We start from the raw sequence: 14,713 nt of genomic DNA on the forward strand, positions 1-14,713 counted from the left end.
ATGATCGTGCAAATTCTGTACTTTGCCGGTTTGCGCGAGCGGCTCGGACACGCCAGCGAGCAGCTGGAGATGCCCGACGGGGTAACCGACGTCGCCGGACTGCTCGCCTTTCTGGCCGCCCGCGGCGGCGAATGGGAAGGCCTGGCGACGGTCAGGAATCTTCGCTACGCGGTCAACCAGGAGATGGCCAGGCCGCAGACGACGCTGCGCGCCGGTGACGAAGTGGCATTCTTTCCACCGGTGACCGGGGGCTGAGATGCGGGTCCGCGTGCAGGAAGCCGATTTTGACGTTGGCGCCGAACTCGCCGCGCTGCGCCAGGGCAAGCCGCAGATCGGTGCGCTGGCGTCCTTCGTCGGCTTGGTGCGCGACGTCAACGACGGCACCGGCGTCAGCGAAATGACGCTCGAACACTATCCGGGGATGACCGAGAAGGCTCTGACGGCGATCGTCGACCAGGCCCGCGAGCGCTGGACGATCATCGATGCGCTGGTGATCCACCGCGTTGGCCGCCTGTTGCCGACCGATCAGATCGTCCTGGTGGCGGTTGCCGGGTCGCATCGCGGCGACGTTTTTGCCGCCTGTCAGTTCATCATGGATTACCTGAAAACACGCGCGCCGTTCTGGAAGCGCGAAGTGACCGGCGACGGTGCGCGCTGGGTTGACGCACGCGAAGCAGACGACCAGGCGGCCGAGCGCTGGCAGGACTGACCCGCCACCGCTGACCCCGCCGGCGGGAGGCACCGCGGTCTACCCGCGGAGCGCACGAAAATGGGCGTTGACTTCGTGCCCCCCGCCCCCATCTGTGGCGCATGGATATATTTCCCCGGAGGGTAGCCGCATGCGTCTCGACAAACTGACGACCAAGTTCCAGCAAGCGCTGGCCGATGCACAAAGCCTGGCGGTCGGTCACGACCATCAGATGATCGAGCCGCAGCACCTGTTGCTGGCCCTGTTGCAGCAGGAAGACGGGGCCACCGGGCCGCTGCTGGCGCGCGCCGGGGTCAACGTGGCAGCGCTAAAGTCGGCACTCACGCAGGCGCTCGGCCGCCTGCCGAAGGTCGAGGGGCACGGCGGCGAGGTGCAGATCGGCCGCGATCTCGGCAATCTGCTGAATCTGGCCGACAAGCAGGCGCAGAAGCGCGGCGACCAGTTCATGGCCTCGGAGATGTTCCTGCTCGCGCTCTGCGAAGACAAAGGCGAATGCGGCCGTCTGGCCAGGCAGCACGGGCTGGTCAAGCAGGCGCTCGAACAGGCCGTGGCGGCGGTGCGCGGCGGCCAGGGGGTCGATAGCCAGGAAGCCGAAGGCCAGCGCCAGTCCCTGGGCAAGTACTGCATCGACCTGACCGACCGCGCGCGCCAAGGCAAGCTGGATCCGGTGATCGGCCGCGACGACGAAATCCGCCGGGCGATCCAGATCCTGCAGCGGCGGACCAAGAACAACCCGGTACTGATTGGTGAGCCCGGGGTGGGCAAGACGGCGATCGTCGAGGGGCTGGCACAGCGGATCGTCAATGACGAGGTTCCGGAAACGCTCAAGGGCAAGAAGGTGCTGAGTCTCGACATGGCCGCGCTGCTGGCGGGTGCCAAGTACCGCGGTGAGTTCGAGGAGCGCCTGAAAGCAGTGCTCAAGGAGATCGCCCAGGAAGAGGGGCGGATCATCGTCTTTATCGACGAATTGCACACCATGGTCGGTGCCGGCAAGGCCGAGGGCGCGATCGACGCCGGCAACATGCTGAAACCGGCGCTGGCGCGCGGCGAACTGCACTGCGTCGGCGCGACGACGCTCGACGAGTATCGCAAGTACGTCGAGAAGGACGCGGCACTCGAACGCCGCTTCCAGAAAGTGCTGGTCGATGAGCCGACGGTCGAATCGACGATCGCCATCCTGCGTGGCCTGCGCGAGAAATACGAGCTGCACCACGGCGTCCCGATCACCGATCCGGCGATCATCGCCGCAGCCGAGTTGTCGCAGCGCTACATCACCGATCGTTTCCTGCCGGACAAGGCCATCGACCTGATCGACGAGGCGGCGGCGCGGATCAAGATGGAGATCGACTCCAAGCCGGAGGTGATGGACCGTCTCGATCGACGCATGATCCAGCTCAAGATCGAACGTGAAGCGGTACGCAAGGAGAAGGATGAAGCGTCCAAAAAGCGCATGCACCTGATCGAGGATGAACTGCTCAAGCTGGAGCGCGAGTACAACGACCTCGATGAAATCTGGAAGGCAGAAAAGGCGCAGGTGCAGGGCAGCGCGCACATCAAGGAAGAGATCGACAAGCTCAAGGTCGAACTCACCCGACTGCAGCGCGAGGGCAAGCTCGACAAGGCCGCCGAGTTGCAGTACGGCAGGTTGCCGCAGCTTGAAGCGCAGTTGAAGGCGGCGGAAAAGTCAACCCAGGGCGGGCAGGAGAACAGACTGCTGCGCACGCAGGTCGGCGTCGAGGAAATTGCCGAGGTGGTGTCGCGCGCCACCGGCATCCCGGTCGCCAAGATGATGCAGGGCGAACGCGAGAAACTGCTGCAGATGGAGCAGCGTCTGCATCAGCGGGTGGTCGGTCAGGACGAGGCGGTGCGCCTGGTCGCCGACGCCATTCGCCGCTCGCGTGCCGGCCTGGCCGATCCCAATCGGCCCTATGGTTCATTTCTTTTCCTCGGGCCGACCGGCGTCGGCAAGACTGAGTTGTGCAAGGCGCTGGCCGGGTTCCTGTTCGACTCCGAGGAGCACCTGGTGCGTATCGACATGAGCGAATTCATGGAGAAGCATTCGGTGTCGCGCCTGATCGGCGCGCCGCCGGGCTATGTCGGCTACGAGGAGGGCGGCCACTTGACCGAAGCCGTGCGGCGCAAGCCCTACAGCGTCATCTTGCTCGATGAAATTGAGAAAGCGCATCCGGACGTCTTCAACGTGCTGTTGCAAGTCCTCGACGATGGCCGCATGACCGACGGTCACGGACGTACCGTCGATTTCAAGAATACGGTGATCGTGATGACCTCGAACCTCGGTTCGCAGATGATCCAGCAAATGTCCGGCGATGATTATCAGGTGATCAAGCTGGCGGTGATGGGCGAAGTGAAAAGCTATTTCCGGCCGGAATTCATCAACCGCATCGACGAGGTCGTCGTCTTCCATGCGCTCGACGAAAAGCACATCAAGTCGATCGCCCGGATCCAGCTCGGCTATCTCGATAAACGACTGGCGCAACTGGAAATGAAGACCGAGGTCGATGACAGCGCCCTTTCCGAAGTGGCAGCCGCCGGTTTCGACCCGGTATTCGGTGCGCGGCCACTGAAGCGGGCGATCCAGTCGGAGCTCGAGAACCCGCTGGCGAAGGCGATTCTCGAAGGGCGATTTGCCGCCGGTGATACGATCCGCGTCGCCTGTGAAAACGGCGTCATGCGCTTCGACAAGGTGTAGGCTACAGGTATGCTCATGGCCACCGCGGCCGGCATGCGGTGCGACGGATGATCCGGGCGCCGTCCGGCCCCGTTTTCCTGCGGCGGAAAAGGAACAGCAATCATGAACATTTTGTACGACAGCGCGAACTACGCGATCGTCGCCTACCCGGCGCAGGAGGGTTTTGAGCTGGTGGACAAGGCGGCCAGCCGCAGTCTTTTTGTCCAGGGTTCGGTGGCCAGGGACTTGCGCCGGGCGTTGGAGGATATCCCCGACAGCGAGCGTGACGAAGAGTCGATCGATGCCCTGCTCGACTCCTACTGCGCCGGTGCAGCGCGGCCGATCATCCTGCACTGACGACTTCGAGCCGGCTGCCTGGCGTTGGCGCGTCGCACCGTGGGTCGTCGTTTTCCGGCTCTGCCGCGCTGCATTCCAGGCCGAGCGCGCATGCCGTCATGGCGCGCGCGTATAATCATGATCTTGGCGCCGGGTGACGGCGTAGACCTGTATACCTTTGGGGAGTAGGCCAGATGGCCTTGTACGAATCCGAGCACACCAAATTCATCCGCGAAATGCTGGCCAGGAACCCGGAGTGGCGTGAGGACCAGCGTCGCGGCCGGGCCATCTTCTGGGACCGGAAGACTGACCTTGACGAACAGAAAGCGTATCGCGAGGCTGCCGAACGACATCGTTCGTATCCCTACGACGTGAATTTCGAGCAGGAGTAAGGCTAAGTCCACCGGGCGTTCGCCTGGGAGGGGCGGCCGGCCGCAGCTTCCCGCCTGCCTCTCGTTTCTGGTCTCTTTCGCGGGAGCGGCGGCGATGCGCTGCCTGCAACCGCATTCCGGCCGCGAACGCGGCCCTAACTGTTCAGGGGCTTGATGACACGTTTGACCGCCGGGTCATCGGGGTGCGGGTGGATCGTGAACCCGAGTTTGGTCATCAGACTGAACATCTTGGTGTTCATCGACAGCACGTCGCCGACGACGGTCCGAAAGCCCTTGGCACGGGCGGCGGCAATCAGCGCGCTCATCAACTTGCGGCCGACACCGTGTTTCTGCCAGTCGTCGGCAACCGCCAGGGCGAACTCGACCGATTCTCCGTCCGGGTTGGTGACATAGCGGGCGACCCCGATCTGGACTTCCTTGCCGTCGGCGTCGACGATGTTCGCGACCAGCGCCATTTCGCGGTCGTAGTCGATCTGGGTGAAGCGCACCAGCATCGCCTGCGTCAGTTCGCGGATGGTATCCATGAAGCGGTAGTACTTGCTTTCCTCGGATAGCGAGATGACGAACTGCTGTTCGCGCTCGGCGTCTTCGGGGCGAATTGGGCGAATGGTTACCACCCGGCCGTCCGGGAGTTCCCATTCCTGGATCAGGTGCACCGGATAGGGGTGGATCGCCATGTGCGAATAGCGGTCACCAGACGGCGCTGCATAGTCGATCACGATGCGCGCGTCGGCGGCGATGGCGCCGTTCTCGTCGACGATCAGTGGGTTCAGGTCGAGTTCCTGCAATGACGGCAGCTCGCAGATCATCTGGGAAACGTGCAGCAGCACATCCTCCAGCGCCTCGGAGTTGACCGGCGGCATGTTGCGAAAGACGCCGAGCAGTTTCGATGCACGCGTCGAAGCGATCAGGTCGCGCGCCAGGAAGCGGTTGAGCGGCGGCAGCGCGACGGCCCGGTCGCTGAAAACTTCAACCTCGGTGCCGCCGGCGCCAAAGGTGATGATCGGACCGAAGATCGGGTCGCGCGTGACCCCGATCATCAGTTCGCGGCCATGTGGGCGCGCCAGGTAGGGTTCGATCGAGACTCCGTTTACGCGCGCGGTCGGGTGCCGTTTCTTGATTGTCTCAATGATGTCGTGATACGCGTTGCGCACGGCCGGGGCATTGGTGATGTTCAGCCGCACGCCGCCCACTTCGCTCTTGTGGATGATGTCGGGCGAATCGATCTTCATGGCGATCGGGAAGCCGATCTGTTCGGCGAGCAACAGCGATTCGGTCGGCGTGTGGGCGACCATGGTCTGCGCCACCGGAATGCGGAACGCGCGCAGAATGGCTTTTGATTCCATTTCCGAAAGCACCTTGCGGCGCTCGTGCAACACCGCCTCGATCAACATCTTGGAACCTTCGGTCTCCGGGCGGGCATGCTTCGACAAGGGCGCCGGGGTCTGCAGCAGGAGCTTCTGGTTCCAGTAGTAGGTCGAGATGTGGGCGTAGAGTTCGATAGCCGTTTCCGGCATCCGGAACGAGGGGATGCCGGCGTCTTCCAGCATGCTGCGTGCCTCGCGCACCTGCTCCTCGCCCATCCAGCAGGTGAGGATCGGTTTGGCGGTCAGCAGGTCGACGTCGATCACCGCTTTGGCGACTTCGATCGGCTGCGTCATGGCCTGTGGCGAAAGCATTACCAGGACGCCGTCGACCGCGTCGTCCCCGGCAACGGCGAGGATCGCGTCGTGGTAGCGCTTCGGTGTTGCGTCGCCCTCGATGTCGACCGGATTCCTTTGCGACCAGGTCTGCGGCATGGCGGCGTTGAGCGCCTGCAAGGTACTGGCGGACAACTCGGCCAGCGGGATGTCGAGGTCACCGGCACGGTCGGCCGCCATGGCTCCGGGGCCGCCGCCGTTGGTGATGATCGCCAGTCGTTTTCCCTGCGGGCGAAACTTCGAGGCCAGCGCCTTGGCGGCGTAAAACAGGTGGCCAATGTTCTTCACGCGCACCACTCCGGCGCGCCGGACGGCAGCGTCGAAAACGATATCGGAACCACCGGCCATCCCCGAGTGGGTCTCGACCGCGGCCAGTCCGCCAGCGTGGCGTCCGGCCTTGAGCAGGACGATCGGCTTGATGCGCGCCGCCGAGCGCAGGGCGCTCATGAAGCGGCGGGCATCGCGGATGCCTTCGACGTAGAGCAGGATGTAGTGAGTGTGGTTGTCGTAGATCAGGTAATCTAGGATTTCACCGAAATCGACGTCGGCGGTGCCGCCCAGCGAGATCACGCTGGAAAAGCCGATGTGGTTGCTGCTGGCCCAGTCAAGAACGGCCGAGCAGATGGCGCCCGACTGCGCGACCAGGGCGAGATTGCCAACGTGTGCGTGTACGCTGGCGAACGTGGCATTGAGTCCGAGATTGGGGCGAATGATCCCCAGGCAGTTGGGGCCAAGCAGGCGGACTCCGTAGCTCCGGGCGATCTCCATCATCTTGCGCTCGAGCGCGGCACCCGAGTGACCGGCTTCGGCGAAACCCGAGGTGATCACGATCGCGTTCTTGACGCCGCTGCGTCCGCACTGTTCGATCAATCTCGGCACCGTCTGCGGCCTGGTGACGACCACCGCGAGTTCGACGCGGGCGCTGATTTCTTCGATCGACTTGTAAGCCGGCACGCCCTGTACAGTCGGGTGTCCGGTGTTAATCGGGTAGAGGCGGCCTTTGTAGCCGGACTCCAGGATGTTCTTGAACAGCACCGCTCCGACCGAATTCTCGCGGTCGGAGGCGCCGATGACCGCGACGGACTTGGGTTCAAACAGGGTGGTGAGGTAGTGGTGTTCTAGCATGGGGAATTTCACCTCGCGTTTGAGAGGTGCTGTAGCGGTTATTGTTGCACTGCATCAATTTACCACAGATGGCGCGTCAAGTCTCTAGATCGACGGCATGGCTCAGGCGGCCGCCGTGGTGGCCGCTGTTGCCGGGCAGCGGTCGGTGAGCGTGCTGTCGATCTGGGTCACGGCTTGCAGCGTGCGGTACATCGGGCATTTGTTGGCGATCGCCAGCAGGCGGTCGCGCTGTTCAGGCGTCAGATCGCCTTCCAGGGTGATCCTTCTGACAATTCGATCACGCGTGCCGTGCCCGTCGACTTTGATCTTGTCGTGGGTCAGTTCGACGCTGACGCCAGCCAGCGGGAATCCCTTGCGTTCGGCGTACATCCGCAGAGTGATCGAGGTGCAGGCGCCGAGGCCGGCCAGCAGTAAGTCGAAGGGTTCGGGACCAGCGTCCTCGCCGCCCGTGGCCACGGCCTCATCGGCGATCAGGGTGTGCTTGCCAAGGCGAACGGTCTGCTGGTAGCGTCCCAGTCCGTTCTCTCTGACGACGACGCCTGGTTGGTCTGGTGCCATGCTCTGATCTCCGGAAGTCTTGCAGCATGATAAATGAAAGAAGGCCACGGATGACAATTTCTCTCGACGAATCGCGTCCATCGCCCTGGGTGCGGCGCTTTGCCGGCCTGATTCCGGAGCCCGGCGAGGTGCTCGATTTGGCCTGTGGCAGTGGCCGTCATGCGCGCTTTCTGGCCAGCCTCGGCTACCATGTCGAAGCCGTCGATCGCAATCCGCTGGTCCTGCGGTCGCTGCAGGGTCTTCGCCGGGTATCGGCGCGGCAGGTCGACCTCGAAGCTGGTGTCTGGCCCTACGGTGGGCGTTCCTTCGCGGGCATCGTGGTCACCAACTATCTGTTTCGCGCGCGGCTGGCCGAACTGCTGGCTTGCCTCGCCGACCCGGGAATCCTGATCTACGAGACATTCATGGTCGGTAATGAGCGCTACGGCAGGCCGGCGAATCCGGAATTCCTGCTGCGCTCGCAGGAGATGCTCGGCTGGGTGCAGCGGCCGGGCTGGCGGGTGCTGGCTTTCGAGGAGGGTCAGGTCGAGGTGCCGCGCGCGGCGGTCGTGCAGCGCCTTTGCGCCGCGCGCGGCAGCATTGGCGCGAGACTCTGACTAACGGCCGCAGACCGCGAGCGCCAGCGCTTCAATTCCGGCCGGCGTCAGATCGTCGCTGACGAAGTTCGCGGGCGCAGCGAAGCCGCTGTAGTTGCGTGTCTGCGAGCGACTGTAGAGTGGATCGTAATGGAGTGCCAGCAGCTCGCTCACCAGTTCGCGCCAACGGCCCTCGTGTGCGTACGCCTGCCAGCGTTCGATCGTGTCGCTGCTCTGCAGATTGCGCAAGGGACGAAGGCAGGCGTTCAAGCGTTCTGGCGCGGCCAGGAAGTAGTCGTAGTCGCGCAACAGGAAATCGACCCGCGCGGCGAACGACGCTTCGATGTTGAAGCACTCGCCGGCCCGCATCGTTTCGATCAGCGCGGCAGGTACCTGCAGCGACCCGATCTTGCGGCTTTCGGCCTCGACAAAGACCGGGCGAAGCGGGTCCAGCGCCCGCAGTGCGGTCAGCAGGTGCGACTCGAACATCTTCTGCGAGGGCTGCGGCGAGTCCGGCAGGACCCCCAGCACCGAACCCTTGTGGCAGGCGAGTTCTTCAAGGTCGAGCACCTGTTCGCCTAGTCGTCCGATGGACTGCAGGATGCGGCTCTTGGCGCTGCCGGTGGCGCCACAGATGACCTTGAGCCGGAACTGACGTGGCAACTCGGCCAGGCTTTCGACGACCAGTCGGCGATAGGCCTTGTAGCCGCCTTCGAGTTGCTGCGCATCCCAGCCGACGCGGCGGAAAACGTGGTTCATCGAGCCGCTGCGCTGGCCGCCACGCCAGCAGACGATCAAGGGTCGCCAGCTCTTCGGGCGATCGAGGAAGCGCGCACGCAGATGCCTGGCGATGTTCTCGGCCACGTGAGCGGCGCCCAGCTTCTTGGCCTCGAAGGCCGAGACCTGCTTGTACAGTGTGCCGATTTCGATCCGTTGCTGGTTGTCGAGGACCGGGCAGTTGACTGACCCCGGGATGTGGTCCTCGGCAAACTCGGCCGGCGAGCGAACGTCGATGATCTCGTCAAACGAATCGAAGTCGCTGATCCGCTCGACGGTCGCAATGTCTGCTTTCATGCTGCGCGAACCTCTCGATGGCAACCTGCTATTCTAGCAGTGGCGCCAGCCCGCGCCAGACATTGTCGAGCAGCAGCGTTTGTGCCTCGGCCGTCGGATGCAGATTGTCGGCCTGGAATAGCTGTGGCTGGGTCGCCACGCCGGCGAGCAGGAAGTCCACCAGGGCGGTCTTGCGGACCTTGGCCACGGCGCCGAAGGAGTCATGAAACTCGCTGGCGTAAACACCGTAATTGGGCGGCAGGCGCTGGCCGACCAGCAACACCGTGGCTTTCTTCCGCTGCGCGCTGGCGACGATGGCGGTCAGGTTGTCGCGCAGTTGTGCCACCGGCAGACCACGCAAGCCGTCGTTGGCGCCGAGGGCAAGGATTAGGACGCGCGGCGAGTACCTGGCCAGCGCCGCGTCGATACGGGCGCGGCCGCCGCTGCTGGTTTCTCCCGAGATGCTGGCGTTGACGACGCTATAATCGAGGCCTTTCTCCTGCAGGCGGCGTGCCAGCAAGGCTGGCCAGGCAGCCTCCGGGCGAATTCCGTAGCCCGCGGACAGCGAATCGCCAAAGATCAGGATCGTTGGTGCGGCCTGGGCGCCTGGTGCCGTCGGCGCGAGCAACTGCAATGCGGCGAGCAGAAAGAATCGGCGGATCAGGGAGCAACGGCAGTTCAGGAAGTGGAGCATGGTTTCAGACGCAGAGATGGTGATTGAAGTTCGTGAGTTGAGCAAACGTGTCGATAACGGCGGCGAGCCGTTGACCATTCTGCACGACATTTCGTTCGCCGTCGCGGCGGGGGAGACGGTGGCGATCGTCGGTGCTTCGGGCTCAGGCAAGTCAACTCTGCTTGGTCTGATGGCCGGTCTGGACCAGGCTAGCAGTGGCTCGGTGGTCCTGGCTGGCGAAAATCTGTCGGGCCTCGATGAGGACGCCCGGGCGGTATTGCGCGGGCGGTTGCTGGGTTTCGTCTTTCAGACCTTTCAGTTATTGCCGTCGCTGAACGCCATCGAGAATGTGATGTTGCCGCTCGAACTTGCCGGTGCCGCCAACGCCCGCGCCGAAGCGGAACGATGGCTGCAGCGCGTCGGGTTGGCGCACCGGTTGCGGCATTATCCGAAACATCTTTCCGGTGGCGAGCAACAGCGCGTGGCTCTGGCCCGTGCCTTTGCCCGCGGGCCGCGGCTGCTGCTCGCCGACGAGCCGACCGGCAATCTCGATGCGGTGACCGGCCATCAGGTGATCGAACTGATGTTTGCGATCAACGCTGAAAGCGGTACCACGCTGATTCTGGTTACCCATGACGAGGAGATTGCCGGGCGTTGTGCCCGGCGGCTGCGGATGGACGTCGGGCACCTGGACGAGGTCAGCGCCAGGCCTGCGCGCTGAGCGTCGCGAGCAGGTCTACCAACTCGGCGGTCCGGAAGGGTATGCTGTACCTCCTTCCTCACCGCCCTTAACTACCAACCATATCAATTTCAAGGGATCCCATGTCACTCATGGCCGAACGAGTAGCAAACTTCAAGACGCCCGAAGAGTGCACCATCTTCGAGAAAAACGTGCTGGAAAGAGGGCGCCCTGATCTCGCCATTGCTGCCCGGAAGCGCTCTCTCGAACTGCGTGCGCAGAAGTACGGGCCCAGCACGGATCCAGAGCGGCAGTGCCTGGAGGCCGTTTATGCCTATGAAGGCGTCCTCGCGACCAGAAACGGCAAAGCAACGCGCGCCGTGCATACCTGGCAAATGATCCGCCGTCACGGAATCATCGGCGCCGTCGAGCGGGCGGTGAATCGAGAGCCAGAGACCGCAGGCCACACCGTTCTGGTCGAACTGGGTCTTGAGGATTACGCATTTGAGGAGGTCGTCGTCCGGCACCCGGAGCTGTTTTCAGAGGGCGCCGTTCAATGCGCTCGAGCCCGCCTTGACGAATGGAAGAACTGCCCCTGACCGCGAATGCCGATCCCTGTCGGACGATCAAGATCGCTGCCTGCCGCCTGAGCCGATCGGCGGGGAGAGCGGGGAAGCCGCTGCTCGATCGTCTGGACGATGCCAGCTGGCTTCACTCGCAGCCACCTAGCGCAATCCCCCGGGCCGCCGCTACGCCGCTGCGCACAGCGGCTTCCAGAGTCGCCGGATAGTCGGCACAGACGTAATCGCCCGCCAGCCACAATCCAGCACGCGCGGTGCGGGCGTTCGGGCGGTGCAGACCGGGGCGGCAGGAAAAGGTCGCACGCCGCTCGCGGATCACCTGCTGCCAGAGCATCGCCGGTAGCCTGCTGCTCAGTGTCGCGGCCAGTTCCCGGTCCAGTGCCGACGCCAGCGCCTGGTTGTCGAGTGCTTCCCACTGACCATGGCCACTGAGGACGAAAGCCATCAGACCCGGCGTGCCGCAAAGGGTGCCGCGATCGAAGACCCACTGGCCGATTTGCCCGTCGTCCTGGGCTGCCAGCCCGAGCATCGGAAAGGGTAGCCGGACTTGCGGCGGATAGGCGCAGTAGACGGTGCCGATCGGTTCGAAGCGGTAGTCGGCGAGCAATTTCGCAATGGCGCTGGTTTCCGGTCTCTGGGCGAGCAGCGCCGCTGCCGGGACCGGGCCGACGGCGAGGACGACGCAATCGAAACGCTCGCCGACGACGCTCAACTCGTCGTCGATAGAACCGACACGTGTGCAGAGGCGAAGTTCGCCGCCGCGGGCGCGGATGAATTCAGCGGCGGCGACGGCGAACAGCTGCTCGAGGTCGGCGGCCGGCAGCAGCAGGTCGGTTGCCGCACGTTCACCGCCGAGGCTGTCGCGCAGCGTGTTGACGAAGATTCGGGCCGAGGCCCGTTCCGGCGCGGTGTTCAGCGCCGCCAGACAGAGCGGCTCCCACAGGTAGCGGCGCAGTTTGCCCTTCTGCCGGTGCCGATCGAGTAGCGAGGTCACCGTGCAGTCGTCGGCGATCCGGTACCCCGTCGCCTGCAGACAGCGCATGAAACGTGCTGCGCCGATCTTCTCGCCCAGGCTGGCGCCGCGGGCCGTGAGCAGTCCCGCCGCCAGGTGCAGTGGTGCCGGCAGGCGCGGCAGCCGGAGCCGGAAAGGCGCTGGCTGGCAGCCCGGAAAGCGCACTTCCAGCGGCAGGCGCTTGAGCAGCCGCTCCGGGTCGACGCCGACTTTCTTCATCAGGCGCAGCGTTTCGCCGTAGGCGCCAATCAGGATGTGCTGGCCGTTGTCCAGCCGCAGCCCGCGCAGGTCGACGCTGCGTGCGCGGCCGCCAAGTTGCTTGGCGGCCTCGATGACGGTGACCCGGTTCCCTGCGTCGGTCAACTCGACGGCGGCCGCCAGTCCTGCCCAGCCACCGCCGACGACCGCCACCCTCATCCACGCACCCAGGTCCGCCAGGCGATCCACAGCTTGCGTACCGGGGTCAGCGAAGTGCGCTGGGTCAGCACCCGGCAGCGGTCGGCCTTGATCTCGTCCAGCAGTGTGCGGTAAATCGCCGCCATCACCAGGCCTGGCCGTTGCGCCCGCCGGTCAGCGCTTGGCAGAGCCTCCAGCGCTTGCGCATAGTAGCTCTCGGCGCGCTCGATCTGGAAGGCCATGAGGCGCTCGAAGTTGTCCGTGTGGCGGGCGTTGAGGATGTCGGCGGCGGTCACCTCGAAACGGTGCAATTCGTCGATCGGCAAGTAGATACGTCCTCTGCGCGCGTCTTCGCCGACGTCGCGAATGATGTTGGTCAGTTGGAAAGCCAGGCCGAGATCGTGGGCATACTTTTGCGTCCGGCGGTCCTGGAAGCCGAAAATCCCGGCGGCGAGCAGACCGACGACGCCGGCGACGCGGTAGCAGTAGAGCGACAGCGCCTTGAAGTCGAGGTAGCGCGATTGCTGCAGATCCATCTCCATGCCGTCGATGATCTCCTGCAGTTGCTCCTCCGGCAAGTCGAACTCGCGGCTCGCCGCCTGCAGCGCCTGCGTCACCGGATGTTGCGCCTGGCCGGCGTAGACGTGGCTCAGTTCCTGTCGCCACCAGGCCAGCTTGGTCGCTGCGATCTGGGCGTCCTGGCACTCATCGACAACGTCGTCCACTTCCCGGCAGAAGGCATAGAGCGCGGTGATCGCTCGCCGCTGTTCCGGTGGCAGAAACAGGAAGCTGTAGTAAAAGCTGGAGCCGCTGCGGGCCGCCTTCTGTTGGCAGTATTCGTCTGGGGTCATTGGCAGTCTCGGGAGGTGCTCAGGGCCGCAATTCTTACACGACTTGCGCGCCTTGCCGGAGCTACATGAGCAGCGCCCGGCCTCCGATCCGCAGCCAGTCGACCGGCCCAAGCCGTGGTCGCTCTCCGAAGACGTCGCCGCGAACCAGCCGAATCCGTTCCAGGACTCGCAGGCCGCCTTGTACCGTCAGCCGGATTTCCCAGCCCAACCGACCCGGCAGTTGCTTGATCAGTGGCGTGCCTTCGGTCATCAAGGCGTGCGTCCGCGCGCTCTCGAAAGCAAGCAGCGCTGCCCATTCGGGGGTCCAGTGGCCGGCCGCGATCTGGGTTTCGGAAATGCCGAAAGCATCGAGGTCGGTCCGTGGCAGATAGACACGATCCTTCCCCCAGTCAATGGCGATGTCCTGCCAGAAGTTGATTAGTTGCAGGGCCGTACAGATGCAGTCGGAGCAGCGCAGGTTCGCGTTGCTGGCTTTGCCGGCGAGGTGTAGCACTAGGCGGCCGATGGGATTGGCCGAGCGTCGGCAGTAGTCGAACAGTTCCGGGTAGTCGGCGTAGCGCTTCTTGACGACGTCCTGCGCAAAGGCGTCGAGCAGGTCGCGGAAAAGCTGCACCGGCAAACGCCATTCGTCGATCGCCAGCGCCAGTTCCCTGAAGGCAGGGGTCGCCGGATCGTGCCCACGGGTGATGCGGTCGAGTTCGGCGCGGTAGTCGGCAAGCCCGCGCAGGCGCGCCGCATCGCTGGCGTCGCCTTCGTCGGCGATGTCGTCGGCACTGCGGGCAAAACGATAGATGGTCTCGATCGGTCGGCGCAGACGCCTGGGAAGCAGGAGCGATGCAACAGGGAAGTTTTCGTAGTGGTCGACGGGCATTATGGAGCAGGCGGGTGAACTCAATCGCGCGAAGGCGCCATCGGCAGCTGACAGTATAGGGTCGCCGCGGGTAGAATGCCTCACGCGGCGGATCAGGCGAGTCGGTGTGCCGACCGAGTCTCGGTCTGCGCGGGGCGTGTGGTCGGTCCGTGGCAGTGCCCAGGTGGCGAAATTGGTAGACGCAGCAGGTTTAGGTCCTGCCGCCGCAAGGTGTGGGGGTTCGATTCCCTTCCTGGGCACCAAACAGCAATCCAAGTTGGTCCATCGAAGTCCAGAGAAACCTTAAGTGGGTCCCCATAGTCAAGACAAATATCATCTCAGTTTAAGTTGTGCAGTTGACTTCGCTAGCAGCTGGATCGCGCTGCCCCGGTGCTGCCTTTGACTCTGCTTTACCGTGAAAGAACACCCTCTTGAAGGCGAGCGAATCTCTGGCACTTGATGCCATTGAGAGCAACTGGCAGGAAGAGAGGCTCAGGCGGCAGCGGGGATAAAGCCGTGCTTCTTGAGCATCTT

Annotated in this window: 16 protein-coding genes and 1 tRNA gene; 9 read left to right on the forward strand and 8 right to left on the reverse strand. The window is 64.1% G+C overall.

What is annotated here, in order from left to right:
• From moaD to Q1L50_RS11670, 5 genes are all read left to right on the forward strand, one after another.
• Positions 1-255 carry a molybdopterin converting factor subunit 1 gene (gene moaD, locus Q1L50_RS11650; protein ID WP_300338873.1) on the forward strand — a complete coding sequence of 85 codons (255 nt, stop codon included), beginning with the start codon at positions 1-3 and terminating at the stop codon, positions 253-255.
• 1 nt (position 256) lies between these two features.
• Positions 257-709: a molybdopterin synthase catalytic subunit MoaE gene (gene moaE / locus Q1L50_RS11655; RefSeq protein WP_300338876.1), complete on the forward strand. Its 453-nt coding sequence runs from the start codon at positions 257-259 to the stop codon at positions 707-709.
• Between the two features lie 130 nt (positions 710-839).
• Positions 840-3,419, forward strand: coding sequence for an ATP-dependent chaperone ClpB (clpB, locus tag Q1L50_RS11660; protein ID WP_300338878.1), 2,580 nt, complete (start codon positions 840-842; stop codon positions 3,417-3,419).
• Positions 3,420-3,521: 102 nt separating this feature from the next.
• Positions 3,522-3,755, forward strand: coding sequence for a DUF3567 family protein (locus Q1L50_RS11665; protein WP_300338881.1), 234 nt, complete (start codon positions 3,522-3,524; stop codon positions 3,753-3,755).
• A 173-nt stretch (positions 3,756-3,928) separates the two neighbouring features.
• Positions 3,929-4,126: a DUF3460 family protein gene (locus Q1L50_RS11670; RefSeq protein ID WP_300338883.1), complete on the forward strand. Its 198-nt coding sequence runs from the start codon at positions 3,929-3,931 to the stop codon at positions 4,124-4,126.
• Positions 4,127-4,260: 134 nt separating this feature from the next.
• Here Q1L50_RS11670 and Q1L50_RS11675 read toward each other — a convergent pair whose 3' ends face one another.
• Both Q1L50_RS11675 and Q1L50_RS11680 read right to left on the reverse strand, forming a co-directional pair.
• On the reverse strand, positions 4,261-6,951 hold the full coding sequence (locus tag Q1L50_RS11675; RefSeq protein WP_300338885.1) for a bifunctional acetate--CoA ligase family protein/GNAT family N-acetyltransferase: 2,691 nt from the start codon (positions 6,949-6,951) through the stop codon (positions 4,261-4,263).
• Positions 6,952-7,053: 102 nt separating this feature from the next.
• Positions 7,054-7,509 (reverse strand): OsmC family protein, encoded by a 456-nt coding sequence (locus tag Q1L50_RS11680; RefSeq protein ID WP_300338886.1) that lies wholly within the window; start codon positions 7,507-7,509, stop codon positions 7,054-7,056.
• Positions 7,510-7,559: 50 nt separating this feature from the next.
• Here Q1L50_RS11680 and Q1L50_RS11685 point away from each other — a divergent pair, with 50 nt between their 5' ends.
• Positions 7,560-8,105, forward strand: coding sequence for a methyltransferase domain-containing protein (locus Q1L50_RS11685; RefSeq protein WP_300338888.1), 546 nt, complete (start codon positions 7,560-7,562; stop codon positions 8,103-8,105).
• On the opposite strand, the gene mnmH is transcribed toward Q1L50_RS11685, so the two are convergent.
• Both mnmH and Q1L50_RS11695 read right to left on the reverse strand, forming a co-directional pair.
• A complete protein-coding gene (gene mnmH, locus Q1L50_RS11690; protein WP_300338890.1) occupies positions 8,106-9,158 on the reverse strand; it encodes a tRNA 2-selenouridine(34) synthase MnmH in 1,053 nt (350 codons plus the stop codon).
• A gap of 28 nt (positions 9,159-9,186) precedes the next feature.
• Entirely contained in the window at positions 9,187-9,831 is a 645-nt protein-coding gene (locus Q1L50_RS11695) for an arylesterase (RefSeq protein WP_300338892.1), read from the reverse strand.
• Here Q1L50_RS11695 and Q1L50_RS11700 point away from each other — a divergent pair.
• A complete protein-coding gene (locus Q1L50_RS11700) occupies positions 9,830-10,531 on the forward strand; it encodes an ATP-binding cassette domain-containing protein (protein WP_300338894.1) in 702 nt (233 codons plus the stop codon). The genes Q1L50_RS11695 and Q1L50_RS11700 overlap by 2 nt on opposite strands.
• A gap of 110 nt (positions 10,532-10,641) precedes the next feature.
• Positions 10,642-11,088, forward strand: coding sequence for a hypothetical protein (locus Q1L50_RS11705; RefSeq protein WP_300338896.1), 447 nt, complete (start codon positions 10,642-10,644; stop codon positions 11,086-11,088).
• A 112-nt stretch (positions 11,089-11,200) separates the two neighbouring features.
• Here the strand turns inward: Q1L50_RS11705 and hpnE are convergent, their stop codons facing one another.
• From hpnE to hpnC, 3 genes are all read right to left on the reverse strand, one after another.
• Positions 11,201-12,529: a hydroxysqualene dehydroxylase HpnE gene (hpnE, locus tag Q1L50_RS11710; protein ID WP_366145232.1), complete on the reverse strand. Its 1,329-nt coding sequence runs from the start codon at positions 12,527-12,529 to the stop codon at positions 11,201-11,203.
• Positions 12,496-13,329 carry a presqualene diphosphate synthase HpnD gene (hpnD, locus tag Q1L50_RS11715; RefSeq protein WP_300338901.1) on the reverse strand — a complete coding sequence of 278 codons (834 nt, stop codon included), beginning with the start codon at positions 13,327-13,329 and terminating at the stop codon, positions 12,496-12,498. Before hpnD ends, hpnE begins: the two co-directional genes overlap by 34 nt.
• Positions 13,330-13,390: 61 nt before the next feature.
• Positions 13,391-14,200 carry a squalene synthase HpnC gene (gene hpnC, locus Q1L50_RS11720; protein ID WP_300338904.1) on the reverse strand — a complete coding sequence of 270 codons (810 nt, stop codon included), beginning with the start codon at positions 14,198-14,200 and terminating at the stop codon, positions 13,391-13,393.
• A 157-nt stretch (positions 14,201-14,357) separates the two neighbouring features.
• Between hpnC and Q1L50_RS11725 the strand changes: the two genes are divergently transcribed.
• Positions 14,358-14,442, forward strand: a tRNA-Leu gene (locus tag Q1L50_RS11725).
• An 80-nt stretch (positions 14,443-14,522) separates the two neighbouring features.
• On the opposite strand, the gene Q1L50_RS11730 is transcribed toward Q1L50_RS11725, so the two are convergent.
• Positions 14,523-14,713: hypothetical protein (locus Q1L50_RS11730; protein WP_300338907.1), on the reverse strand; the 191-nt coding region annotated here is incomplete at its 5' end.

Source organism: Accumulibacter sp., assembly GCF_029255145.1.
In the GTDB taxonomy this organism is placed as follows: Bacteria; Pseudomonadota; Gammaproteobacteria; order Burkholderiales; family Rhodocyclaceae; genus Accumulibacter.